Source organism: Saliterribacillus persicus (assembly GCF_003337485.1).
GTDB classification, from domain to species: domain Bacteria; phylum Bacillota; class Bacilli; order Bacillales; family Amphibacillaceae; genus Saliterribacillus; species Saliterribacillus persicus.
Map to the genome: position 1 here is coordinate 76,694 of NZ_QPJJ01000006.1, position 24,895 is coordinate 101,588.

Consider the following 24,895-nt stretch of genomic DNA (forward strand, 5'->3'; position numbering starts at 1 on the left):
ATTCACTCCTTCCTTTTAGAAAAAAATACATCTAATATCTGTGATAGATTCTCTGGCGTGTTTCCTGATCAATATTTATAATTGTTTCAAGATTGGGTTCGTTTATCACTTGATGATTTTCCATGCTACTCTCGATCACTTTTTCAATTTCTAAAAAAGTGATTTTTCCATTTAAAAATAAATCAACAGCAGCTTCATTTGCTGCATTTAAAACTGTTGGCATCGAGCCACCAATTTCTCCAGCCTTAAAAGCATAAGCTAAACATGGAAAACGCTCCATATCCATTTTCGCAAAATGAAGTGTGCTAATCTCTGCCAAATCAAGACGTTTACTTTGTGCAAAAGCTTCTCGATCCGGATAAGTTAATGCGTATTGAATTGGTATTCGCATATCAGGAGTTCCAAGCTGTGCCATTACGCTCTTATCCTGAAATTCTATCATAGAATGAATAACACTCTCTTTATGAAGTAAAACCTCTATATCTTTATAAGCGATATCAAAAAGCCAATGAGCTTCGATAACTTCCAGACCTTTATTCATCATACTTGCAGAGTCAATTGTGATTTTAGCGCCCATACTCCAATTAGGGTGGTTTAGAGCATCTTCCACCGTAACCCCAACTAACTCATCCCTTTTTTTATCACGGAAGCTACCGCCTGAAGCAGTTAAGATCACTTTATGTATATCACTAGATTTTTCACCATTTAAGGATTGAAAAATAGCAGAGTGCTCACTATCAACAGGCAACAAATGAACACCATTTTTTTTAGCCAAATCCATCACAATGTGTCCTGCAGTTACTAATGTTTCTTTATTAGCGATCGCAATTTGTTTTCGCTTCTTGATAGCAGCTATAGTAGCTGGAAGACCTACGCTTCCCATAACTGCATTTACAACAATATCTGTTTGAGGATCTTCAGATATAGCTATCATTCCTTCTTGTCCAATAAGTATTTCGCATTTGTGGTTTAAGCTCTCAGCTAATAACATTTTTCTTACATTATTATCCTGAACAACAATTATTTTTGGTTCATGTTTTTTAATAATTGGTAAAGCTTTTTCAATATTTTTTCCAAAAGCAAGTGCATATAAACGAAATTTTTCTTTATGCGCTCCAATTATATCTATCGTCTGTAATCCAATAGAGCCTGTAGCACCTAACAAACAAATATTTTTCATGTAATGAGACGCTCCTATTAATATTTATGAAATAAAGTGAATAAAATGCAATAAAGGAAAAACAAATAACCAACTATCAAAGCGGTCTAAAATACCACCGTGTCCAGGTAAAATTTTACCAGAATCCTTGACAGCATAATGTCTTTTAATTGCAGATTCTACTAAATCACCCACCTGAGCAAATATCGATGCGAGTACTGTAACAATTAAAAGAATTACTATAGACTCATGCACCGCAAAGTAAAAATGAAAGACAAGCGCAACGATACAAGATAAAATGATTCCACCCACAGCACCTTCAATGGTCTTTTTAGGGCTTATTTCGGGCCATAGTTTGCGCTTACCGAATAATCGTCCACTAAAATAGGCACCAGTGTCTGTCGCTAGTATAACAAGGATAGCATAAAATATATAGACAAGTCCGTTGTCTACAGTTCTAGTTTGAATGAAATAATAGAAGCCTAACCCAACATAAATTGCTGATAATACCAAAAACGCACAATCATTAAATGTAAATTTATTTTTGACCAGCACGGTATACGCTAGTAGCAATAATACAATGAAGAGTAATATTTCAAGTTTAGTAGAAAATAACACATAATCACTTTGAAATAATAACGACCACAATAAAATAATTGTTAGACCGGTTGGTATAGGATAATTAAAAGCAGCACGCATTTTTAATAGTTCTAATAAACCGAGCGTTGCAATAATATACATGATTATATAGAAGGGCCATGCACCTAAAAATACTAAAGGAAAAAACAATGCAATTGCTAATATAGCTGTTACAATTCTAGTTTTCAATTTAATTCACACCTTATATCCCGCCGAATCGACGCTTTCTCTGTTGATAATCTCTAATTGCTTCCACAAAAAGATCTTCATTAAAATCTGGCCAAAGCTCTTCTGTAAACCATAGTTCTGAGTATGCAGCCTGCCATAATAAGAAATTACTTAGGCGTAATTCTCCACTCGTTCTTATTAACAAATCTGGATCCTTTAAATGATGTGTATAGAGATGCTGGTTTAAAGCACTTTCATCAATTTCATCAATAGTATACTTTTTCGATTCTACATCCTTACAAATTGCTTGGATTGCTTGTGTCATTTCATACCTACTACCATAGTTTAACGCAATATTTAAAATTAAACCATCATTGCGAGAAGTCTTCTCAATAGCATCTTGTACGGCTTGTTTAGTATGAGGCGGTAGAGCTTCAAATTCTCCAATTGTCTCTAACCGAACATTTTCTTCTATTAATTCAGGCAAATATGTATGTAAAAACTCCATTGGAAGTTTCATTAAATAATCTATTTCCTTTTTTGGTCGCTTCCAATTTTCAGTTGAAAACGCATATAAAGTAAGTATCTTCACATCGTATTTATTAGCAACTTTAACAATTTTCTTGACGGTATCCATGCCTTCTCGGTGACCAGCAAATCTTGGCAAACCTCTTTTTTTTGCCCAACGGCCATTTCCGTCCATAATAATTGCTATATGCTCGGGGATATTCTCTTTGCTTAGTTCATAATCATTCAATGTCGTAGCTTTTCTTAAAAAAGGAAGTTTAAACTTAGACATGTTAAATCCTCCATCAGTTAATAAAAAAATTTTTGAAATTATGGAGAAAACTTTTTCTCCCACTCCAATTAAAAACAGTTAGAGAAAAAGTTCTCTTCATATTCCTAGTTTATTTAAGGTTTATAATTTAAGAATCTAACTTTTTGTCAAATATCAACTTAAAAAGTCTATTTTAACTTACTTATTAGATATTACGTAATAAAAGTGGAAAAACCCTCTTTTGAAGAGGGTCTTACTTACCACCTTTATTTTAACTTCTTTTGCCTTAAACTTCCATCATTTCTTTTTCTTTTTGTTTGGTTAATTCATCAACTTCATTAATATATTTGTCAGTTTCTTTTTGGACTTGGTCTTGATAATCACGTAAATCATCCTGTGTAAGATCTCCATTTTTTTCATCTTTTTTCAACTGATCATTGGCATCTCTACGATGATTTCTAATTTGCACTTTTGCTTCCTCAGCAAATTTCCCCACTACTTTTATTAATTCTTTTCTTCTTTCTTCAGTTAGCGGTGGGATATTTATTCGAACAACATTTCCATCACTTGATGGTGCTAAGCCTAAATCAGCTTTTTGAATAGCCTTTTCTACATCAGAAATAGAACCCTTATCAAACGGTGTAATGACTAGTAACCTAGCTTCAGGAACTGAAATAGTTGCTAGTTGATTTAAAGGTGTAGCTGCTCCGTAATAGTCCACAAATATACTATCTAAAAGAGCTGGATTAGCTCTACCTGCTCTTACGGTAGAAAGATTTTTTGAATAAGACTTTACTGATTGTGTCATTTTCTCACGAGTATCTTTAATTATTTTTTCTGACATTTTTAACTCCCCTTTATTACTGTTCCTATTTTATCACCTAGGACAGCGCGTTTTATATTGCCTTCTTCTGAAATTGAAAATACTAATAATGGAATATTGTTATCCATACACAAAGACGAGGCAGTAGAATCCATAACACCCAAGCCTTCATTTAAAATTTCCATATAGGATAATTGTTCATATTTCTTTGCTTGACTATCTAATTTTGGATCTGCTGTATAAACTCCATCGACATTATTTTTAGCCATTAAAATGACATCTGCCTCTACTTCTGCTGCTCTTAAAGCGGCTGTAGTATCTGTGGAAAAGTAAGGATTACCAGTACCAGCAGCAAAAATCACTACACGTTTTTTTTCTAAGTGGCGAATTGCTTTTCTTCTTATATATGGTTCTGCTACTTGTCTCATTTCGATAGAGGTTTGGACTCTAGTAGGAATACCGACATTTTCTAAGCTATCCTGAAGTGCTAAGGAATTCATTACTGTAGCAAGCATCCCCATGTAATCTGCATTAGCTCTATCCATTCCCATTTCGCTTCCAACTTTACCTCTCCAAATATTACCACCACCAACAACTACAGCCACTTCAACTCCAAGCTCTACTACATCTTTAATTTGTTTAGCAATAGACTGAATAACTGAAGGTTCAATACCATATCCCTGTTCTCCACTCAGTGCTTCTCCACTTAATTTTAATACGATTCTTCTGTAGTTAGCAGTTGCCATATTAACCTCCATATATGTAAATATTTTATTAAATATATCATTCTATTGTCCATTGATTTGATCTTTGAAATATCTTATTTATAAATAGAAAACACAGATATCAGATTATGGTTTATATTAACTTGTCTCTTCTATCTTTACACAAAAGGGACACAATGTGTCCCTTTTCTGTATATTTACAATTAATTATTTTTTATTTACTTGACTCATTACTTCATCAGCAAAGTTATCTTCACGTTTTTCCATTCCTTCGCCAACTTCATAACGGACAAATGTTTTAACAGAAGCACCTGCATTCTTAACTACTTGCTTCACTTTTTGATCTGGATCTTTAACAAAGCTTTGCTCTAGAAGACAAATATCTTCAAAGTATTTATTTAAGCGGCCTTCCACCATTTTTTCAACGATGTTTTCTGGCTTTCCTTCATTTAAAGCTTGTGTTTTTAATACTTCTCTTTCTTTTTCAATTTCTTCTGCATCTACAGCATCACGAGATACATACGTAGGCTTTACAGCTGCAGCATGCATTGCAATATCTTTTGCTACTTTATCATCAGTTGTACCTTCGAGTACAGTGACAACGCCAATATTACCACCCATGTGAATATAAGTACCAAATGCATCTTGATCAGATTTTTCAAAAATAGTAAAACGACGTAGAGAAAGTTTTTCTCCAATTTTCGCAATATTACTGTTAATAAAGGATTCTAGCGTTTCACCATTACCATGTAGTGGTTGTTGTAATGCAACTTCCACAGATTCTGGCTTCTCTGATAGCAAATGTTTTCCTAACTCGCTAAGTAATGTTTTAAATTGATCGTTTTTAGTTACGAAGTCTGTTTCACAATTCACTTCTAACAATACAGCTGTGTTTCCTTCAACTTCTGCATGTGCAGAACCTTCTGCTGCTATACGATCTGCTTTTTTTGCGGCTTTAGAAATACCTTTTTCTCTTAGGTAATCTACAGCTTTGTCCATGTCACCTTCTGTTTCCTGTAATGCTTTTTTACAATCCATCATACCCGCACCTGTTTTTTCTCTTAATTCTTTAACCATCTGTGCAGTAACTGCCATTTTATATTTCCTCCTTAGTTGTCAATTCCTTAAAAAAAGGTGATAAAAGGTCCCCCCCTTATCACCTAAACCTTTTGGTTACTCGTTTACAGTTTTAGTTTCTTCTTCAGTAGAAGCTGCTTCTTCTTGAGAAGTCTCTTCTATTTCTTCCCCTTGTTTAGCTTCTAAAATAGCATCCGCCATTTTACCAGTAAGAAGCTTAACAGCACGAATTGCATCGTCATTCGCTGGAATAACGTAATCAATTTCGTCAGGGTCACAATTTGTATCTACAATTCCGATAATAGGAATGTGAAGTTTATGAGCTTCAGCGACCGCAATACGTTCTTTGCGTGGATCAATGATAAATAAGGCATCAGGAATTTTCTTCATATCTTTAATTCCGCCTAAGAATTTAACAAGACGTTCTTTCTCTTTAAGTAGTCCTACCACTTCTTTTTTAGGTAGAACTTCAAAAGTTCCGTCTTCTTCCATTTTTTCAATTGATTTCAAACGATTAATACGTTTGCGAATCGTTTCAAAGTTAGTAAGCGTTCCGCCTAACCAACGTTGGTTAACGAAGTACATACCAGAACGAATAGCTTCGTCTTTCACAGATTCTTGTGCTTGTTTTTTAGTACCTACAAATAAAACAGTACCACCGTTCTCTGCGATTTGCTTTACATAGTTGTAAGCTTCATCTACTTTTTTAACTGTCTTTTGTAAGTCGATGATGTAAATGCCGTTACGCTCCGTGAAAATATATTTTTTCATTTTCGGATTCCAACGACGTGTTTGGTGGCCAAAGTGCACACCAGCTTCAAGTAATTGTTTCATTGAAATAACTGCCACAATATTTCCTCCTAATTTGGTTTTTTTATCCTCCGCTTCCATCATCTAAGATAAGAACTGTTAAGCACCACTCATCTTATTAAAAAGCGTGTGTATTTAACACCATGAACAAATATACCACATGCAGTTTTTCGAGGCAAGGGTTTTACTCTTTTTTTTGGTGAAATTTAAGGATTAATTCTACTTCTGTTTTTCCAGTGTTTAATTTTTTAGCTATTTCATCAATACTATATCCCAAATCATGCAAATGATAGATTTGAGCTTCACGTGATGACTCTACTTTTTCCTCTTTTAAATTTGAAATTGGTGGAGAATAAATCGGTGATCTATTCTCTTCAGCTTCGCTTGGAGCTTTTTCCTTTTTTAGGGGAGTATTTTTTTTTGGAGAAGGAACGGGAACATCATCATTATTATTTCTTTTCTCAAGATTATTACTTTTCTCAAGTTTTTCAATTGTTTGAATCAAAGCTTTGTTTTCTTCTTGAATCTCAAGGAGATATACTGCAAGTGTATCCTCTAATTGCTTTTGTTGCTGATTTACACTTGTCTCTACTTGATCTACTTTTGTTAATTTACCGTATAAAACTTTTATCAAAATAAATGTAAGTAGATGAATTATGAAACTAATAGCGATTAAAAGATATTCCATATTACCCCTCTTTTATCCATTGAAATCAACATGGTTACCTAGGAATGGATGATTTAAGTCTTCTTCGTTTTCCTCTTGCTGTAATTCTTTTCTATCATTTTCTTCAGCTGCACCATGGTTGCCATTTTTATTGTTTTTTAGTGCTTGCTTCTTATCTAAATCATTTACTTGTTTTCGTTTTTGTTCATTGATTTTTTGTTGATTTTCAGCTAATTGATCCTGTGTTAATCTTCCTTGTTGTTGCAACAAATCCTGTATTTTTCCTGCATCATTGGTTCTAGGTAGCGCTACTTGCATCTCAACAGCTTTCCAGCTCATGATTAGCCCTCCTTAAGATTTTCCAATATATTTTACAACAATTTCATTGTCCTCAAGATAGCTTGATACTCGTTTGAATTCTTGTTGAATCAATCGCTTATATTTTCCAAAAGTAATTTCCACATTTTGATGCAACAATCCATTAACAATTAAGTTCATTCCATCTAAATTACCAATTTCTACTTGGAGTTCACTTAAATCCTTTTCTATTTCATCTAACTGGTCATTTATTTGTTTCACCATGTTACGCTGTTTTAACAGTATAATACGCTCTTTTGAAGGTAAATTCCCGTTTGAATCCTTCTTCAAACTTATTTGCTTAGCAATGGTGTGTAACTTTATTGAGTTTTCTTTTAATTCTTTTTGTTTTGCCAATAAATACTGCTCATGCTCTCTTTTTTTCTTATTCACACCAAATGTAAGCTCTGTTTTTGAACTTGCTACATTTCCGACATCTCTTGCCTCAATTGTTTTTCCTGCTGTCGTTACTCCACCTATTATATTACCGTTACCGCAACGCACATTCTCTTGTGCAACACAGTAGCTATGTATAATGGAGTTTCGAACTAAAATATCACGACCAGCATGAACAGAAGCTTGATTTATATAGCTTGCCTGGATATCTACTCCTGCATTTAAAACAGCTTTTTTCAATCCTGAAATTCCTTCTTTTATAACAATATTCTGTTCAGCATCAAGAAAAGCACCTTCCACAAGACCAAATACATTTATATCTCCGCCAGCTTTCACGGAATAACCCGTAGGTACATCTCCATAAATATTAATAGAACCTACAAATTCTAAATTACCAGTTTCTAGAGAAAGGTCTCCTTTTATATCATAAACTGGAAATACCTGAACACGATCTTCACCAATAGAGAGCTGGCCTGCTTCCATTGCATAAAAACTAAGTGTATCTTGATCAAAGCGGACACTATTTCCTGCTTTCATGCGGACTTTTTTTCCAGGTTTTTGCTTTACAATTAAACCTTGAACATTTATTCCTTGTTCACCTGTTGTAGGTAAGGTCAATTCAGCTAAAAGATCGTCTTTTTGTACTGTTGGAATGCGAGAAACATCTCTAAAGTTCTTTTTCTCATCATTTGAAAGGGTTTGATTCATTGTTTGTCTTAATATAAATTTTCCATCGGTACCATTTTCAGCTGCTTTTCCTTCTGCAATTACTATCTCTCGTTGCTTGGTAATTAATTCTTGAATGTTTTCTAAAACCGTTTCTTTTATTCCATAAACTATTCCTTGGTCCTTTAAGAATTGTTGGATGGCAGAAGTAGTAATTTGTTCCTTTTCTTCCTCATTTAAGAGCTGTAGGGTTGCCTTCATATTATCAGAAGAAATATTTAACTGTACCATTTCATTCCAAACGCGCATGTGATTAGCCCCTTTACCATTACATATTCTATTTTAATTCATTAATAGCCCTTTTACTTTAAAAATAGCCTGCTTATGGACCTGTGAAATTCGAGAGGTAGTTAACTGTAAAACCTTACCGATTTCTGTGAAAGTAAGTTCCTGTTGATAGAATAAACTTAGAACAAGTTGTTCATTTTTCGATAAATTTTTAATTGCCTCTGCTAATTCTTTAAAATCTTCTGTTTGGATAATTTGTTCTTCAGGAGTTAAATTTTTATTATCTTGTACGCTATACCCGATACCTTCTTTAAAAGTATCGTCATTGGCACCTTTTTTCTCTTCCATAGATAAAAGGTTAGAGAAAAAACTATCTTTAACAGTTTCTTCCACTTCCTGTACCGTTAAATCCAAATATTTAGCAATTTCTTCTGCAGTCGCTTCTCGTTGAAAGGTTTGTTCTAAATGCTCTCTCATTTTTTCAATTTTTTTAACTTTATCTCTAGTTGACCGTGGAAGCCAGTCCTCTTTACGCAATCCATCTAAGATTGCTCCCTTGATTCGAAACGAAGCATACGTATCAAATTTTAAATCTCGACCATAATCAAATTTTTTTAAAGCATCATAGAGACCGACTAACCCTAAACTTCGTATATCTTCTTTATTAATATTTTTTGGAAGTGTTGAAGAGATTCGTTGCACGTGGTAGTTTACCAAATACATATAATATTCGATTAAGCGATTCGCATTCGCATCATTTTCTTCTTTTATCCAATCTTCCCAAAGTTGTTCATGATTAGATATACGATCAACCACGAAAACACCTCGTTTCTATTGCTTTTGTCAAATAATTTTAAATTTCAGCTACACCACTGTACACAGTTTTAATCCGAAGCGTACCACTCTCGCAAAAAAATTCTATTGTTCTGCCTTTATTGCCACCTACATCTTCGGCTAGTAATGGAATTTTAAGTTCTTCTAACTTTGTTAATACAGCTTCAACATTTCGCTCTCCTACACGAAGCATCTGATTATTATTGCTAAAAGCAAACATTTGTGCCCCACCAGCAATTTTAGCTTTTAAATTATATTTTTTTGCTCCACCTTCTAATAATAAATGAACTAAAAGTTCAATAGCAGTGTCTGCATACTTCATTTGATTGAAATCAACCCGATTATTAGTAGTAGAATCTGGAAGCATAACATGTGCCAACCCGGCTATTTGATTTTTCAAATCGTATACGCAAACACCCACACACGAGCCTAATCCAGAAGTCTTTAGAATTTCGGGCGAATTTGCAACCTTCAAATCAGCAATGCCCACTTTCACTATTTCACCTAATAGATTCATTTATTATTAACTCCTAACGCTTCAAATATTTTATCGAAAGACTCGGGATCAGGTAAAAGAAAAAAGTGTCCTTGTATCGCCTCTTTATCTTCCGCTTCCTCGTGAATTATTGTGTCTATTATAATGGCATAATCATAATCTTGAGATATTTCCATTAGACCTTGCATTAATATTGCTCCTGCCATATCAATAGTTAAACTAGGAACAGAAGGTTGCATATTGATTAAGGTGAAATCTGATAGTGCTGAAAGATAAGAACCAGATAATATGTTTCCTATCTCATGTAAAGCTGAAAGAGCCATTTCATCTTCTTCTAAATCAGCTAATTGAAATGATTCACTATGGGTGATTTGTCGAACGAAAGTCTCTGCTTCAAGGGGGGACAAGACAAAGAACATATTACCTGGTGCTTGTCCTTGAATGCGTAAGAAAACACTTACGATCAATTCCTCAGGCCCACCAACTATTTCCATAATTTCATTAAAATCTACTATCCTAACAGATGGTACTTCCATATCTATTTTTCTATCTAATAACTTTGATAAAGCAGTTGCAGCATTACCAGAGCCAATATTACCAATTTCTTTCAATATATCTAACTGGTAGTTGGTTAAATGTTCTATATTCGTCATCTTGACAAACCCTTCCACTTAGTTATTTATTTCCACACCTTCGGATTGCAATACTTTATCCAAATTTAACAACATGATTAAACGTTTATCTATTTTTGCTACTCCATCAATATAATCTGCGTCTACTGTACCGATTACTTTTGGTGCGGGTTCGATAGCCTCATTATCAATATCAATTACGTCGTAAGCTGCATCTACGATAAAACCGACGTCAAAATTTTCTAAATGTAAAATAATAATTCGGGTACTATCTGTATAAGCTTCTTCATTCATTTTAAATCTTTTTCTCAGATCAAGGATTGGAGTCACAACTCCGCGTAAATTAATAACACCTTTAACAAAGTCTTTCGTTTTTGGTACACGCGTAATATGCTGCATTCTTTCAATTGAACCAACTAATTCTACTGGAACCGCGTATTCTTTTGTTTCTAATTCAAAAACAATTGCTTTTAGTTTTTCTGCTTGTTCTGTCAATTAATACCCCTCCTACCTAATTAATGAATTCGTATCGACAATTAACGCTACTTGACCATCGCCTAAAATGGTTGCGCCTGATATTGCAAAAACATTGCCTAAGTAATCCCCAAGAGATTTTAAAACAATTTCTTGTTGACCGATAAATGTGTCTACGATTAAACCTGCCATTTTATCACCTTTACGAACAATTACAACAGAGAATAGTTCATCTTCATCATCCTCAATGGGAACCTCAAATACTTCTTTTAATGAAATTAAAGGAACTACCTTGCCTCTGAAATCTATCACTTTTTTATTGTGGGCGTATAATATGTCTGACTTATTGACAATCGCTGTTTCAATAATAGACGATAACGGTACAGCGTACTTCTCACGCTCCACCTCTACTAATAAAACGGAAATAATCGATAAAGTCAGTGGTAATTGGATAGAAAATTTTGAACCTTTATCTTGTTCAGATTCAATGGTGATTGACCCACCCAAGGATTCAATCGTGTTCTTCACTACATCAAGACCAACACCTCGACCTGAAACATCTGAAATTACATCTGCTGTAGAGAAACCACTCGCCATTATTAATTGATTAACTTGACTATCCGTCATCATAGCTGCTTCATCTTCTGTAATGACGCGATTAGAAATAGCTTTTTCTATAACCTTAGATTGATTTATACCAGCACCATCGTCTGTAATTTCAATAAATACGTGATTTCCACTATGGTAAGCATTTAATAGTAATTGCCCTTCTTCAATTTTACCTTTTTGTTTTCTAACTTCAGGATTTTCTACTCCATGGTCTAATGCGTTTCTAATTAGATGCACGAGTGGATCTCCAATTTCATCTATAACTGTTCGGTCCAATTCTGTTTCTGCACCTTGAATTTCTAAATTGATTTTCTTACCCAGATCTTTGGATAATTGTCGAACCATACGTGGAAAACGGTTAAACACCTGTTCCACTGGTACCATTCGCATATTTAGAATTATATTTTGCAAGTCCCCAGAGATTCTAGACATACGCTCTACTGTGTCCTGTAATTCTGGATGTTTTAAATTCGCAGATATTTGCTCTAATCTACCTCTATCAATTACTAATTCTTCAAAAAGATTCATTAATCCATCTAAGCGATCAATATTTACCCGGATAGTTTTCGTTGCTACTGCTTTATTTTGTGTTTTTGTTTGATCTTTATCTTTTGCTTCGTCATTAGTATTAGTAGTAGGAGCAGGAGTTTCTTGTATAACTGATTCTTCCTGTTGGCTAGTATTATTAACATTATTGACATCAAAAACTGTGAGCGAAACTGATTCAATTTCTGATACTTTTAATATTTTTTGTTTTATTAATTCCGCTTCTTCTTTTGAGACAATTAGAACAGTAAACGCTAAATCAAAATTTTCCTCTTCCAATTCTTGTACAGTAGGTATTGATTTAATTACTTCTCCAGTTTGTTCAAGCACTTCAAAAACCATATAAACTCGAGCAGCTTTTAATAAGCAATTTTCATTTAATTTTACTTCTACCAAATAATTTTTGAAGCCATTTTCATTTGATTGCTGTAAAACAGTTGTTTCAAATTGATCAAGTTCTATACTTGCTCGAGAACTAGTATTTGATTGCTCGGCAGGCTTTGTTTTTTCCGTATGTAGCTTGGATTGTACTTCTTGACCATTCTCTATTGCTTGAAGCTTCCCAACAGAATCTTCAACATTTAACTTTCCATCTCCACCAGCAGCAATATCTACAACCATTGTTTCTAAATGGTCTACTGATTCTAGTACAACGTCTAAAATTTCTGAATTAATTAAAATTTGATCATTTCTTGCAGCATCTAAAACATTTTCCATTTTGTGTGTTAGATTCGCTAAGTCCTGATAACCCATTGTTGCAGCCATACCCTTAAGCGTATGGGCTGACCTAAATATTTCACTTAACGTTGCTTTATTTGTAGGCTCATTTTCCAATATCAATAATTGTTGATTTAAAGACTGTATATGCTCTTTACTTTCTTCAATAAAAACCTCAAGATATTCATTCATTTCCATTTACGGTCACCTCTACCTAGATATTTTTTGATCCAAAATATGACTAACCTCATTAAGTGGCAAAACATAATCAATTAATCCTGTTTTTTCTGCCGCCTGAGGCATGCCGTAAACAATACATGTTTCTTTTCCTTCTGAGATAGCGATTGTTTTTGGCTGTAAGCTTTTTAACTGTTTTAAACCTGTTGACCCGTCTGCACCCATACCTGTTAATATTGCAACTACTGGTTGCCATCCTTTAATTTGAGCAATTGACTCAAATAAAACGTTCACTGAGGGCTGATGCCCATTTACTGGTTCTTCTTTGGTTACCATTGCTGTTAAGACTTTATTTTTTTCTATTACTCTAAACTGATGTCCACCACGCGCTATATAAGCCGTACCTTTTACTAAAACTTCTTTATCTTCTACTTCTTTTACTTGAATGCTAGAAAGTTTATCTAGTCGATCTGCTAAAGATTTTGTAAAACCTGGTGGCATGTGCTGAACAATTACAATAGGTGCATCAAATTCTTTTGGTAAGTGAGTTAAAACCTCCTGTAAAGCTCTTGGTCCTCCAGTTGAAGTGCCAATTGCTACTATTGCACTTCCTTTTTTTATAGAAGTGAAATTACTAGTAGGTGGTTTCTTTAGATTATTTTTCTTAATAATAGTAGAGACATTAGATTCTGCTGCTACAAGCAGTTTACTTACAATTTCGTCTTCAATTTTTTTAATGTCTAAAGAAATAGATCCTGATGGCTTTGCTATAAAATCGATGGCTCCTAGACTCATAGCCAGTAATGTTTTTTCAGCACCTTCTTTTGTTAAACTTGAAAGCATCACAACTGGTGTAGGTTTTGTTTTCATTATGTTTTCTAACGTTGTAATTCCATCCATTACGGGCATTTCAACATCTAATGTAACTACATCCGGATTAAGTTCAGAAAGCTTTGAAAGCGCATCCTCTCCATTTCTAGCAGTTCCAACTACAGTTAGAGAGCTAGATTGATTAATAATATCTGAAATCATTTTTCGCATAAATGCGGAATCGTCTACAACTAATACTTTATATGGATTCATGATGATCTACCTTTCTGCTAGAAGCCGTTTTAATGTTTTAAGGAACGATGGCTTTGATGAATGTGTTAAATGAGTTGAATTTCCTATATAAACATCTACTAATTCTTCTAAAGCTTTTGACGAAGCAGATTTTGGTTTATGAATTATAAAAGGTTTTTGTGCAAAAACTGATTCTGTTACTGCTCTATCATCTGGTAGTATTCCTAATTCATTAATTTGTATAGATAAAAACCGCTTCACTACATTTTTAAATCTGGACATCGTTTGGATTCCATTTTTCTTAGATATTGCTCGATTTATTATAAGATGAAATGACATGTCATGCTGTTGATAAGTTATATGCTTTATCATTGCATAGGCATCAGTTAATGATGTTGGTTCTGGAGTAGTAACTACCATACATTCGTCCACAGCTAAAATATAATGAATAGATTCTTGTGTCACCCCTGCTCCCATGTCGAAAAAAATATAATCATAATCCTGAAAAAGAGTCTGCAATTCTGTTAAAAAGTAATTTAATTTATCTTGGTTTAAGTGAAATATATTATTTGATCCACTACCCCCAGCTATATAAGATAAGTCGTATGGACCTGATTCAATTATACCATAAATGGACATTTTATCGTCGAACATATTTATAATTGAATATTTAGGTGTGAGACCCATTAATATATCAATATTTCCCATACCTACATCTAAATCAAATAATAAAACTTTCTTCCCTTTTTTAGATAATGTAATCGCAAAATTAAGCGCGATATTCGATTTCCCCACACCACCTTTTCCACTAACCACAGCGATTGTTCTTGCAATTTTCTGAGAACTGTCATGGTTCATACGGTTCCTTAAATTTGCAGCTTGATCACTCATTTTTTTCTACCCCAATTATTTGTCTGCTCATATCTTGGATAGATGCTGTTTGTATATCATCTGGTACATCTTGACCATTAGTAATATATGCCACACCAATTTGGAACGTTTTACATAGGTTAAGCATTGATCCAAATGTACTAGTTTCATCCGACTTAGTAAAAATTACTTGTCTTATTGGAACATTTTTAAACTGCGAAAAAATTTCTTCCATGTCTTTACTTCTAGTAGTTAAGGATAAGACTAAAAATGTATCTATATCTTGATCTAAATCAATAATATTAGATAACTCTTCTACATATTTTTTATCTTTAAAATTTCTTCCTGCTGTATCAACTAGGACTAAATCGTAGGAAGCGAATTTTTCAATAGATTTTTTATAATCTTCAAGGTTATATGCCACTTCAATTGGTATATTTAAAATTTTTGAATAAGTTTTTAATTGTTCAATAGCTGCAATTCGGTAAGTATCTGTGGTTATAAAAGCCACTTTCTTTCCTTGTGTTAAAACTGCATGGGCCGCGAGTTTTGCAATAGTAGTAGTTTTGCCGACACCGGTTGGCCCCACTAAATGAATATATCTTTTTTTAAAGCTATTTCCACCAAAATTACCACAATTAGTAAGCGCTTGATTAATCTCTTCTTGAATTTCTGAAAGAATTCTTTCTCGACTCGCACTAGAATCGTCCATTCGTTTAGCAACACTTTCTACAATTTCAAAAGCGATACTTTCTTTCACTTCATTTTCAATCAATAACTGATATATATCTTGAAGTTCCCCTTGAAATATTGATTCCTTACCCCCATGTGTCTGAATCCATTTCTTAATTTCTCTTACTTCATCAAGGACAGCTGTATCAGCACCAGGAGAGTTGGGTTGTTTTATTGGTGCTTCTTTAAATTTATTTTTTTTTGTTGGAATTGTTGACTGACTAGCAGTACTTGGATCGATTGCTGCTAAAACTTCAATTTTTCTCTTTTTAAATAGACCTAAAAACCCACCATCATGGACTATTTTAGAATTGAGAATCACCGCATCAGAACCTAATTCTTTTCGAACTTCATGCATCGCTTCAGGCATCGTAGTTGCTTTAAATTTTTTTACTTTCATGATGCTTTCACCATCCCAATACTCTTGATTTCTATTGTTGGCTCTAACTCGTTATAGGATAAAACCGTGACTTGTGGAAAAAAACGATCTAATAATTGCTTCATGTACATCCTTACCGTGGGTGAACATAAAATGATTGGAGTTTCTTCTTGCAAGGACAATTGCTCCACGTTTTCTGATACCGATTGAATAATCTTTTGTTGAGACTCAGGGTCCATTGCTAAATAACTTCCATGTTCTGTTTGCTGAATATGTTCAGCAATTAACTTTTCTACTTCTCCAGAAACGGTTACAACATTTAATTGATTCCTATTCTCCGCGTGGTAATTCGTAATTTGTGCTGAAAGAGATTGTCTAACATATTCAGCCAATAAGTCTGTGTCCGTAGTCATCTTTGCAAAATCAGCTAACGTTTCAAAGATAACAGGAAGATTTTTAATCGAAACTTGCTCTCGTAGTAATTTTGCGAGAACTTTTTGTACGTCTCCTACTCGTAGTGGTTCAGGTGTAACTTCCTCAACTAGTATTGGATAGCTTTCCTTCAAATGATCTATTAATTGTTGTGTTTCTTGTCTTCCTAATAACTCATGAGCATATTTTTTTATGATTTCTGTTATATGTGTAGAAACAACAGAAGGTGGGTCTACCACTGTGTAACCGGACATCTCAGCATCATCTTTAAAGTCCTCACCAATCCATTTTGCAGGTAAGCCAAAAGCTGGTTCTACCGTGTCTATACCTTCTAAATCATCATCTTCCATTCCAGGACTCATTGCTAAATAATGATCAAGTAAAAGTTCTCCTTTTGCAACTTCATTTCCCTTAATTTTTAATCGATAAGCATTGGGATTTAATTGAATGTTATCTCTTATTCTAACGACAGGTATTACAATTCCTAATTCAATTGCCAGCTGTCTTCGAATCATCACAACTCGATCTAATAAATCCCCACCTTGATTCGAGTCTGCTAATGGTATTAATGCATACCCAAATTCAAATTCAATCGGGTCCATATTAATTAATCCAACCACATTTTCCGGTGACTTCATCTGATCAGTTTCAGCATCGTCTTCGTCAGATTCAGTAGGTTCACTTTCTTTTGTTTTTGCTCTAGATAGCATGTATGCAGAGCCAATTAAAACACTAGCTATAGAAGTTGTTAAAAAGAAATTTATTGGTGTTAAACCAAGGAAAAAAATAGTTCCACCAGCGATATATAATAAAGTCGGATAACGTAATAATTGCTCTGAAACGGCAGACCCTAAATTTGAATTTGAGGCAACTCGAGTTACAACAATCCCTGTTGCAGTTGCAATTAAAAGAGCAGGTATTTGACTTACTAATCCGTCACCAACTGTTAAGCGCATGTATATATTTACTGCCTCAGCAAAGCTTAATTCCATTTGGACCATACCAATTATTAAACCGAAAATGATGTTGATTAAAACAATTACTATCCCGGCAATCGCATCACCTTTTACGAATTTACTGGCACCATCCATTGCACCGTAGAAATCTGCTTCATGTTCAATTTTCTCCCGTCTTTCTTTTGCCTGATGCTCATTAATCATGCCTGCATTTAAATCAGCGTCAATACTCATTTGTTTACCTGGCATCGCATCTAAGGTAAAACGTGCAGCTACTTCTGAAACACGCTCACTACCTTTTGTAATAACTAAAAATTGAATAATAACAAGAATAACAAATACAACAAAACCAACTAATGGATTATCACCAATTACAAACGTACCAAATGTTTCAACTACACCACCTGCATCCGCTTCAGATAAAATAGATCTTGTAGTAGAAACGTTTAAACCTAGACGAAAAAGTGTTAATAAGAGTAATAATGACGGGAAAACGGAAAATTGCAATGCTTCCGTTGTATTCATAGATACTAATATAACAATTAAAGCTAGAGAAATATTGATTAAAATGAGTATACTTAATAGCCATCCCGGTAATGGAATAACTAACATAACTATGATTAAAATAACACCGATGAGTACAGAAAAATCTCTAGCTTTCATTGTTAAACCTCTCCTTCAAACCTAACCAAAACAAAATCACATTAAATCTTTCGTTGCACACGATATACATACGCCAGTATTTCAGCAACAGCTTGGAAATAGTCTTCACTAATCAAATCGCCAATTTCCATCTTGTCATATAGTGAACGTGCCAGTGGTCTGTTCTCCACTGTCATAATCTGATGATTCTTGGCAATTTCCCTTATTTTTAAAGCGATGATATCCACACCTTTTGCAACAACATAAGGTGCATCAGCTTTATCTTCATCATATTTAATTGCGATTGCATAATGAGTTGGATTTGTAATAATAACATCTGCTTGTGGAACTTCACTCATCATACGTTGCATCGCCATTTGTCTTTGTTTTTCTTTAATTTTTGATCGTATCAAAGGGTCTCCTTCGATATTTTTATATTCATCCTTAATGTCGTTTTTGGACATTTTGATATTTTTTTCGTAATCATATTTTTGATAGGTATAGTCTACTACGGATATAATTAACAACCCGATCGATGCAGCTATTCCCATCTGTAACGTAATCGAGCTAAAAAAGGCTAATGAACCATTGATCCCTTTATCAGCAAGCATTAACATTTCATCGATATTCATCCAAATAATCGAAAAAGTAATTGTTGTTACAACCGTAATTTTTAATAATGATTTGACTAATTCTACTAAAGCACGAACTGAAAAAATTCTTTTTGCACCTTGTATTGGATCAATTTTATTTAGCTTCATTTGCAATGGTTCAGCAGTAAATAAAAAACCAATCTGCATAAGGTTTGACGCTAGACCTGCTACGATTGCCATTAGCATTATCGGAGTAAGTGCAATAGCTATTTCAATGGTATAATCCACAAACATATCAGGTAATTGAAATACATTTACCTCTTGATGAATATATTCTGTGAAAGATTTACGATACATTGCTGTCATTGAATTTCTTAAGGAGTTACCAATCACCAATAATATGATAAAAACAAAAAATAAAAGAATTGCAGTATTAACATCTTGGCTTTTGGCGACTTGCCCTTTCTTGCGTGAATCCTGCCTCTTTTTCGGGGTAGCTCTTTCAGTCTTTTCGCCAGCAAAAAATTGTAAATCTAACCTTAGTAACATCTAAACCCCTCCGAAGATTCTCATCAAGCCTTGCATCGCCTCTAATGTATAAGCAAACAGTTGCTGCACTACAGTTATATAAATAGCGATAAACATAAACAAAACAAGAAATGAAACCAATATTTTTAATGGTAGACCTACTACAAATACATTTAATTGCGGAACTGTTCTTGCTACAATACCAAGCGCTACATCAACTAGAAACAGACACCCAACAACTGGTATGGCTAGTTGAAAAGCCATCAAAAACATTTGGCTAAACGTACGTAATATAAAATCAATATTATTAAAAGAAATCAAGGCATCTATGGCTATAACCTCGAAACTGTAGAACATCCCATTGATGAGCAAGTGATGGCCATCTACAGCTAATAAAAATAAAATTGCAATCGTATAAAAATACTGCCCAATTAATGGACTTTGTGCTCCAGTCTGAGGATCTATTACATTGGCTATTGCAAAACCCATTTGAAAGTCTATAAATCCACCAGCTATTTGTATAGCTGCAAGAATAATATAAGCCAACAATCCTAAAAATAGTCCAATCACAATCTCTTTCATAATAAGTAAAATATAAATACCATCAATCACAAGTTCAGGTGTAGGTATTGAATAAAAAAGGATCCATGCTAAAAAAAAGCCTATACCAATTTTTAATTGCGTTGGGATATTTCGATAAGAAAATATTGGTACAGTTGCAAAAAATGCTAAAACACGTACTAAAATTAATAAGAAAGCTGGTAAACTATTTATATTTATTAAATCCAACATGTTTTAACCTACAAACTGATTTAAATTTCTAAATATATTCGCTGCAAACTCCACCATTGTCGTTAACATCCATGGGCCAAAAACAACCAAACCAATTAACACAGCTACAATTTTCGGCACAAATGCTAATGTTTGCTCTTGTATTTGTGTAGTTGCTTGAAAAATACTAACTGTCAAACCTACTACCAATGCTAAAATTAATAATGGACCAGTAACGATTAAAATAGTAAATATACCTTGTTCCGCTAGGGATACGACATATTCTCCGTTCACTTATAATCAACCCTTTCTTTCAAAGCTATCTAGAAACCTTCTAATAATGAATGAGAAATTAAATACCAGCCATCTACTAAAATAAATAATAGAATCTTAAAGGGTAAAGAAATCATGACTGGTGGAAGCATCATCATCCCCATTGACATCAAAACACTTGCAACTGCCATGTCAATAACTAGAAATGGAACGAAGATCATAAAGCCCATTTGGAAAGCTGTCTTCAGCTCACTAATTGCAAAGGCTGGAACTAGAGTTGTCATGGGTATATCTTGTACTGATTCAGGTCGATCGATTTCAGCATAATTCATAAATAAAGCTAAATCTTTTTGTCTCGTATGTCTTGCCATAAATTCTTTGATAGGAGAACTTGCATTCTCATACGCCTCGTCCAATGTAATTTCTTCAGCAAATAATGGTTGAAGTGCATCCTCATTAATCTCTTGAAACGTTGGTGCCATAATAAAGAATGTCATAAATAAGGCAATACCAACTAAAACCTGATTTGGAGGCATTTGCTGTGTTGCTAAAGAAGTTCGAACAAACGATAACACAATGATAATTCTCGTAAAGCTTGTCATTAGGATTAATATACTAGGAGCAAGCGAAAGTACTGTTAGTAACAATAATAAACGAACAGATGTAGAAATATTCTCTGGGTCAGAATTTGAAAAAATATCTATAAATTCATTCATTTTTATTACTGTCCTTTTTATCCCATTTAGCTTTTAATTCTTTTCTTTTTGTTACCATACCTTCTAACTCCTTTTGAAACATGGTAGAAAACGTTGCTTGGTTTTTTTGATCTTTTTCACCATTTTCAGTTCCCTTCTTTAGCCAAGGAAGTGGAATTTTAGATGAAAGTTCATCAGAAGGTTTACCCTCTAATAATTGGTCAATTGTATCTGGATCTGTTATTTCATGTAAAAGCTCTATATTTTCTCCTACACCAATAACGAAAAATTTATTTCCAATCCTTATCGTCTGAATAGATCGATTTGTTGCAACGGAAATACCACCGAGATTTTCAATTACATGATCTTTTTTGGCGAAAATATTTTTACGATTAATAAATTTTAATACCACATAAATTAATGCAACTACAAAAATCAATGCCACGAGTAATTTTAAGAAACTCTCCAAAAAGCTAGGTGAATCTACCTCTTGGGTTACATCATCTTCTATTTCCACAGGTGGCTCTGTTGTTTCTTGATTATCTTCGTTATCTTTTTCTTCTTGCTTAATAAACATCTCGTCAACAGTTGGAGCTGCATATGTTATAGGAAATAACAAAAATAGAGATAAAATTAATAGAAAGCTAGTTGACAAAAGAATCTTTCTGATACTAATTATAATTCTCACCTCATTAACTCAATACCTTAGAGATTGCCTCTATTACGCGATCTGCCTGAAACGGTTTTACGATAAAGTCTTTAGCTCCTGCTTGGATTGCGTCAATAACCATCGCTTGTTGTCCCATTGCTGAGCACATAATAATCTTTGCGTCACCATTAATTTTTTTAATTTCCTTTAAAGCAGTAATCCCATCCATTTCTGGCATTGTAATATCCATTGTTACTAAATCTGGAGTTAGTTCTTGATATTTCTCAACAGCTTGAGCACCATCTTGAGCCTCTCCTACTACGTCATATCCATTCTTTGTTAATATATCCTTAATCATCATTCTCATAAATGCTGCGTCATCAACGATTAAAACTGTTTGTCCCATTCCAAATCTTCCTCTCAAAATTATCAAAATTTATTTTAATTTTTTCAAACGATCCGTTTGACTTACGATATCTGTTACTCTTACTCCAAAATTTTCGTCAATTACTACTACTTCACCTTTAGCGATCAGTTTTTGATTGACGTGAATGTCTACCGGTTCACCAGCTAGTTTATCCAGTTCAACGATAGATCCTGATGATAGCTCTAAAATTTCTTTTATAGTTCGTTTCGTTCTACCGAGTTCAACAGTTACACGAAGTGGTATGTCCATTAACATTTCTAAATTTCGTTTTTCCTCTTTAGGCAAACTAATATTATCAAATGTTGAAAATGAAGCTGCCTGTACTTCGTCATTTCCAGAACCTTTTTCTCCTAATGTTTGAGGTTCTGAAGGTGCTCTGTTTATAGTAGATTGTTGCTCATATTGTGATGAAGTTTGCCTTGAAACATCTTCAGCCTGTGCAGAACTATTAGAACTTTCATTTGTTGATTTATTCTCTGCAGGCTTAGCTTCAGGTGCAGGTTCTTCAGAAGCATTTAAAAGCTGGTCAACTAATTCTTTAGCAAAGGTCACAGGCAACAGTTGCATAATTTTTGAATCTATTAAATTACCAATCTGAAGTTGAAAAGAAACCTTTATAAGTACATCGTCTTCTGGGATAAACTTATTTGTTTCTTCTTCTGTAACATCCATTATCGAAATAGACGGTGGTGAGATATCTACTCTTTTACTGAAAACAGTTGACATACTTGTTGCCGCCGTTCCCATCATTTGATTCATCGCTTCTTGAACTGCACTCAGGTGAATCTCATTAAGCTCTGAGTTCTCCGCTTCACCATTTCCACCCAGCATTAAATTCGCAATGATAGCTGCATCTTTTGATTCTAAAATAAATAGATTCGCTCCACTGAACCCTTCTGTATATTTAACCTCGACTCCAACATATGGCTCTGGAAATTCTTCGGATAATTCACCTTTAGGAATCACAGAAATAGTTGGTGTGGTAATTTCCACTTTTTGATTTAAAAGCGTCGAAAGTGTAGTTGCTGAACTGCCAAATGATATGTTTCCAATTTCTCCTAATGCATCTACTTCAAGAGATGTTAAATAATCCTCGATAGACGGCTCTTTTTCTTGGTCAGAATTAGAATCATCTGTACCATTAAGTAGTGCATCAATTTCATCTTGCGACAGCATGCCATCATTCATCATCAAGGTCCCCTCCCTTAATTTCTTCTATAATTTGCACAGCGATTTTATTCTTATTTTTTCCTGGCTGTACTAAAAATTTGGGCTCCCTATCTACGTGTAAGGATAACGGTTTGTCTATACTTTGATCTAATATAATAACATCATCGCTATTTAGAAAGAGTAATTCCTCTAATGTGATGTTACTTTCACCTAAAATAACACTCATATCCACTTCCGCTGTTTTAAGATTGCGAGCAAGGTTATTATATTCTTCAGGCTTACGCTCTTTATTACTTTCATTTTGCATCCAATAGTGGACGGAAAGTTTTGGTATGATTGGTTCTAATACCACATGTGGAATACAGATATTTATCATTCCACTGCTCTCGCCAATAGTTGTATCAAGTGAGACAACTACTACTGTTTCATTTGGTGATACTAACTGGAGAAATTGTGGATTGACCTCGAATTCTTCCAAAATGGGATCAATTTCAACTACTGAGCCCCATGCTTCTTGTAGATTATCTAAAGCTTTTTCAAAAAGCTGTGACATTAATGTTGTTTCAATTTCCGTAAGGTTTTCGACTTTATTAATACTTGAGCCTTTTCCTCCCAATAGCCGGTCTAGCATCGAATAGGCAATGTTAGGATTAAATTCAAAAATAATTCTACCGTCTAATGGTTGCACACTATAAATATTTAAGATGGTCATCGTAGGTATTGAACGGATAAATTCTTCATATGGTATTTGATCAACTGAAGCCACCGAAATATGTACATACGTTCTTAATTGTGCTGAAAAATAAGTCGACAATAGTCGTGCAAAATTATCATGAATCCGAGAAATACTTCGAATTTGATCTTTTGAAAATCTCAAAGCTCTTTTAAAATCATAGACTCTAACTTTTTTACTTTGATCTTCTTGTTTTAATTCATTGGCATCCATCTCACCAGAAGAAAGTGCTGAAAGTAATGCATCTATTTCATTCTGGGATAATACTTCTTCTGCCATAAAGGGCACCTCCTAGACAGAAATAAATCATTGAATGACTTTACTTACAATATAAACATCCGTTATCTTACCTTCGTTCATTTGTTCATTCATGATCGTTTTTAAATTATCTTCTATTTCTGCTAAGTTATTTTTAAAATCTTCTTCCGTTAATACAACTGATTCTTTAATAAATTCGTTTTTCACTTGAAATTCACGCATTTGAATTTCTTCTTTTGCTTTTTTACTATCTGTTACAAATTGAAATTGAATTAACACAAAATTACCGTCTTTTAAGTCTGTTCTTAATTCAGTTGTCGTATAGGAGTACTCTACTACTTTTTCAAGAGATAACTCTCCATCTGAATCATCGCCCGAAAAAAACAAGACCCAAACAAATGCAGCAATTCCAATTATAGTAACTGTAGTTAAAGATATGATTAAGATTTTTAACAATTTAGGATTCATCATGATCACCTATTTCTTTTATCAGTCCATTTAATCCAATTTCCTTGTAAAAGGCAGTAACAGACTCTTTTACTTCTTCTAAGCTTTCTTTCACAAAGACTTTTCGTTTTGACACAAGCGAGATCGTTGTATCAGGCAAAGCCTCAATTTGTTCAATGTAAAGTGCATTAATAGTAAAGCTCTCATTATTTAATCTAGTTAATGTAATCATATTTTGGT

The 24,895-nt window shown here is 33.9% G+C and carries 29 protein-coding genes; all 29 read right to left on the reverse strand.

What is annotated here, in order from left to right; translation table 11 throughout:
- Nucleotides 1–31 precede the first annotated feature (31 nt).
- The 29 genes from dxr to DFR57_RS08415 all read right to left on the reverse strand — a co-directional run bounded on the left by dxr (nt 32) and on the right by DFR57_RS08415 (nt 24,887).
- Complete coding sequence (gene dxr, locus DFR57_RS08275; protein WP_114352674.1) at nt 32–1,180, reverse strand: 1-deoxy-D-xylulose-5-phosphate reductoisomerase; 1,149 nt, start codon at nt 1,178–1,180, stop codon at nt 32–34.
- A gap of 24 nt (nt 1,181–1,204) precedes the next feature.
- Complete coding sequence (locus tag DFR57_RS08280) at nt 1,205–1,987, reverse strand: phosphatidate cytidylyltransferase (protein WP_114352675.1); 783 nt, start codon at nt 1,985–1,987, stop codon at nt 1,205–1,207.
- A 13-nt stretch (nt 1,988–2,000) separates the two neighbouring features.
- Nucleotides 2,001–2,765: an undecaprenyl pyrophosphate synthase gene (locus DFR57_RS08285; protein ID WP_114352676.1), complete on the reverse strand. Its 765-nt coding sequence runs from the start codon at nt 2,763–2,765 to the stop codon at nt 2,001–2,003.
- Between the two features lie 265 nt (nt 2,766–3,030).
- Nucleotides 3,031–3,588, reverse strand: coding sequence for a ribosome recycling factor (gene frr / locus DFR57_RS08290; RefSeq protein WP_114352677.1), 558 nt, complete (start codon nt 3,586–3,588; stop codon nt 3,031–3,033).
- Between the two features lie 2 nt (nt 3,589–3,590).
- Nucleotides 3,591–4,313, reverse strand: coding sequence for a UMP kinase (pyrH, locus tag DFR57_RS08295; RefSeq protein WP_114352678.1), 723 nt, complete (start codon nt 4,311–4,313; stop codon nt 3,591–3,593).
- A 186-nt stretch (nt 4,314–4,499) separates the two neighbouring features.
- Nucleotides 4,500–5,387, reverse strand: a complete 888-nt coding sequence (tsf, locus tag DFR57_RS08300; protein WP_114352679.1) for a translation elongation factor Ts — start codon at nt 5,385–5,387, stop codon at nt 4,500–4,502.
- A gap of 78 nt (nt 5,388–5,465) precedes the next feature.
- Nucleotides 5,466–6,218, reverse strand: coding sequence for a 30S ribosomal protein S2 (gene rpsB / locus DFR57_RS08305; RefSeq protein ID WP_114352680.1), 753 nt, complete (start codon nt 6,216–6,218; stop codon nt 5,466–5,468).
- Between the two features lie 145 nt (nt 6,219–6,363).
- Complete coding sequence (locus DFR57_RS08310; protein ID WP_114352681.1) at nt 6,364–6,867, reverse strand: DUF6115 domain-containing protein; 504 nt, start codon at nt 6,865–6,867, stop codon at nt 6,364–6,366.
- Nucleotides 6,868–6,879: 12 nt separating this feature from the next.
- Nucleotides 6,880–7,185: a hypothetical protein gene (locus DFR57_RS08315; RefSeq protein WP_114352682.1), complete on the reverse strand. Its 306-nt coding sequence runs from the start codon at nt 7,183–7,185 to the stop codon at nt 6,880–6,882.
- Between the two features lie 12 nt (nt 7,186–7,197).
- On the reverse strand, nt 7,198–8,574 hold the full coding sequence (locus DFR57_RS08320; RefSeq protein ID WP_114352683.1) for a flagellar assembly protein A: 1,377 nt from the start codon (nt 8,572–8,574) through the stop codon (nt 7,198–7,200).
- A gap of 33 nt (nt 8,575–8,607) precedes the next feature.
- On the reverse strand, nt 8,608–9,369 hold the full coding sequence (locus DFR57_RS08325) for a FliA/WhiG family RNA polymerase sigma factor (protein WP_114352684.1): 762 nt from the start codon (nt 9,367–9,369) through the stop codon (nt 8,608–8,610).
- Between the two features lie 37 nt (nt 9,370–9,406).
- Nucleotides 9,407–9,904 (reverse strand): chemotaxis protein CheD, encoded by a 498-nt coding sequence (locus DFR57_RS08330; protein ID WP_114352685.1) that lies wholly within the window; start codon nt 9,902–9,904, stop codon nt 9,407–9,409.
- The gene (locus DFR57_RS08335; RefSeq protein WP_114352686.1) at nt 9,901–10,536 is read right to left on the reverse strand and encodes a chemotaxis protein CheC; all 636 of its coding nucleotides are present in this window, start codon (nt 10,534–10,536) and stop codon (nt 9,901–9,903) included. The genes DFR57_RS08330 and DFR57_RS08335 overlap by 4 nt, the downstream gene beginning before the upstream one ends.
- A gap of 18 nt (nt 10,537–10,554) precedes the next feature.
- Entirely contained in the window at nt 10,555–11,010 is a 456-nt protein-coding gene (locus DFR57_RS08340) for a chemotaxis protein CheW (RefSeq protein ID WP_114352687.1), read from the reverse strand.
- Between the two features lie 12 nt (nt 11,011–11,022).
- Complete coding sequence (locus DFR57_RS08345) at nt 11,023–13,059, reverse strand: chemotaxis protein CheA (RefSeq protein ID WP_114352688.1); 2,037 nt, start codon at nt 13,057–13,059, stop codon at nt 11,023–11,025.
- Nucleotides 13,060–13,071: 12 nt separating this feature from the next.
- A complete protein-coding gene (locus DFR57_RS08350; protein WP_114352689.1) occupies nt 13,072–14,121 on the reverse strand; it encodes a protein-glutamate methylesterase/protein-glutamine glutaminase in 1,050 nt (349 codons plus the stop codon).
- A gap of 6 nt (nt 14,122–14,127) precedes the next feature.
- Nucleotides 14,128–14,991: a MinD/ParA family protein gene (locus DFR57_RS08355; protein WP_114352690.1), complete on the reverse strand. Its 864-nt coding sequence runs from the start codon at nt 14,989–14,991 to the stop codon at nt 14,128–14,130.
- Nucleotides 14,984–16,102: a flagellar biosynthesis GTPase FlhF gene (flhF, locus tag DFR57_RS08360; RefSeq protein ID WP_114352691.1), complete on the reverse strand. Its 1,119-nt coding sequence runs from the start codon at nt 16,100–16,102 to the stop codon at nt 14,984–14,986. The genes DFR57_RS08355 and flhF overlap by 8 nt, the downstream gene beginning before the upstream one ends.
- Nucleotides 16,099–18,132 (reverse strand): flagellar biosynthesis protein FlhA, encoded by a 2,034-nt coding sequence (gene flhA, locus DFR57_RS08365; protein WP_114352692.1) that lies wholly within the window; start codon nt 18,130–18,132, stop codon nt 16,099–16,101. Before flhA ends, flhF begins: the two co-directional genes overlap by 4 nt.
- 41 nt (nt 18,133–18,173) lie before the next feature.
- On the reverse strand, nt 18,174–19,253 hold the full coding sequence (gene flhB, locus DFR57_RS08370) for a flagellar biosynthesis protein FlhB (RefSeq protein ID WP_114352693.1): 1,080 nt from the start codon (nt 19,251–19,253) through the stop codon (nt 18,174–18,176).
- Complete coding sequence (fliR, locus tag DFR57_RS08375) at nt 19,254–20,024, reverse strand: flagellar biosynthetic protein FliR (protein WP_114352694.1); 771 nt, start codon at nt 20,022–20,024, stop codon at nt 19,254–19,256.
- A gap of 3 nt (nt 20,025–20,027) precedes the next feature.
- The gene (fliQ, locus tag DFR57_RS08380; RefSeq protein ID WP_114352695.1) at nt 20,028–20,297 is read right to left on the reverse strand and encodes a flagellar biosynthesis protein FliQ; all 270 of its coding nucleotides are present in this window, start codon (nt 20,295–20,297) and stop codon (nt 20,028–20,030) included.
- A gap of 29 nt (nt 20,298–20,326) precedes the next feature.
- Complete coding sequence (gene fliP / locus DFR57_RS08385; protein WP_114352696.1) at nt 20,327–20,992, reverse strand: flagellar type III secretion system pore protein FliP; 666 nt, start codon at nt 20,990–20,992, stop codon at nt 20,327–20,329.
- Nucleotides 20,985–21,659, reverse strand: coding sequence for a flagellar biosynthetic protein FliO (locus DFR57_RS08390; protein WP_147269780.1), 675 nt, complete (start codon nt 21,657–21,659; stop codon nt 20,985–20,987). Before DFR57_RS08390 ends, fliP begins: the two co-directional genes overlap by 8 nt.
- Nucleotides 21,660–21,663: 4 nt before the next feature.
- Complete coding sequence (locus tag DFR57_RS08395) at nt 21,664–22,026, reverse strand: response regulator (RefSeq protein ID WP_114352698.1); 363 nt, start codon at nt 22,024–22,026, stop codon at nt 21,664–21,666.
- A gap of 30 nt (nt 22,027–22,056) precedes the next feature.
- Nucleotides 22,057–23,238, reverse strand: a complete 1,182-nt coding sequence (gene fliY / locus DFR57_RS08400; RefSeq protein WP_114352699.1) for a flagellar motor switch phosphatase FliY — start codon at nt 23,236–23,238, stop codon at nt 22,057–22,059.
- On the reverse strand, nt 23,228–24,229 hold the full coding sequence (gene fliM, locus DFR57_RS08405) for a flagellar motor switch protein FliM (RefSeq protein WP_114352700.1): 1,002 nt from the start codon (nt 24,227–24,229) through the stop codon (nt 23,228–23,230). Before fliM ends, fliY begins: the two co-directional genes overlap by 11 nt.
- Before the next feature lie 27 nt (nt 24,230–24,256).
- Nucleotides 24,257–24,676, reverse strand: a complete 420-nt coding sequence (locus DFR57_RS08410) for a flagellar basal body-associated FliL family protein (protein ID WP_114352701.1) — start codon at nt 24,674–24,676, stop codon at nt 24,257–24,259.
- Complete coding sequence (locus tag DFR57_RS08415) at nt 24,666–24,887, reverse strand: flagellar FlbD family protein (RefSeq protein WP_114352702.1); 222 nt, start codon at nt 24,885–24,887, stop codon at nt 24,666–24,668. Before DFR57_RS08415 ends, DFR57_RS08410 begins: the two co-directional genes overlap by 11 nt.
- Nucleotides 24,888–24,895 lie beyond the last annotated feature (8 nt).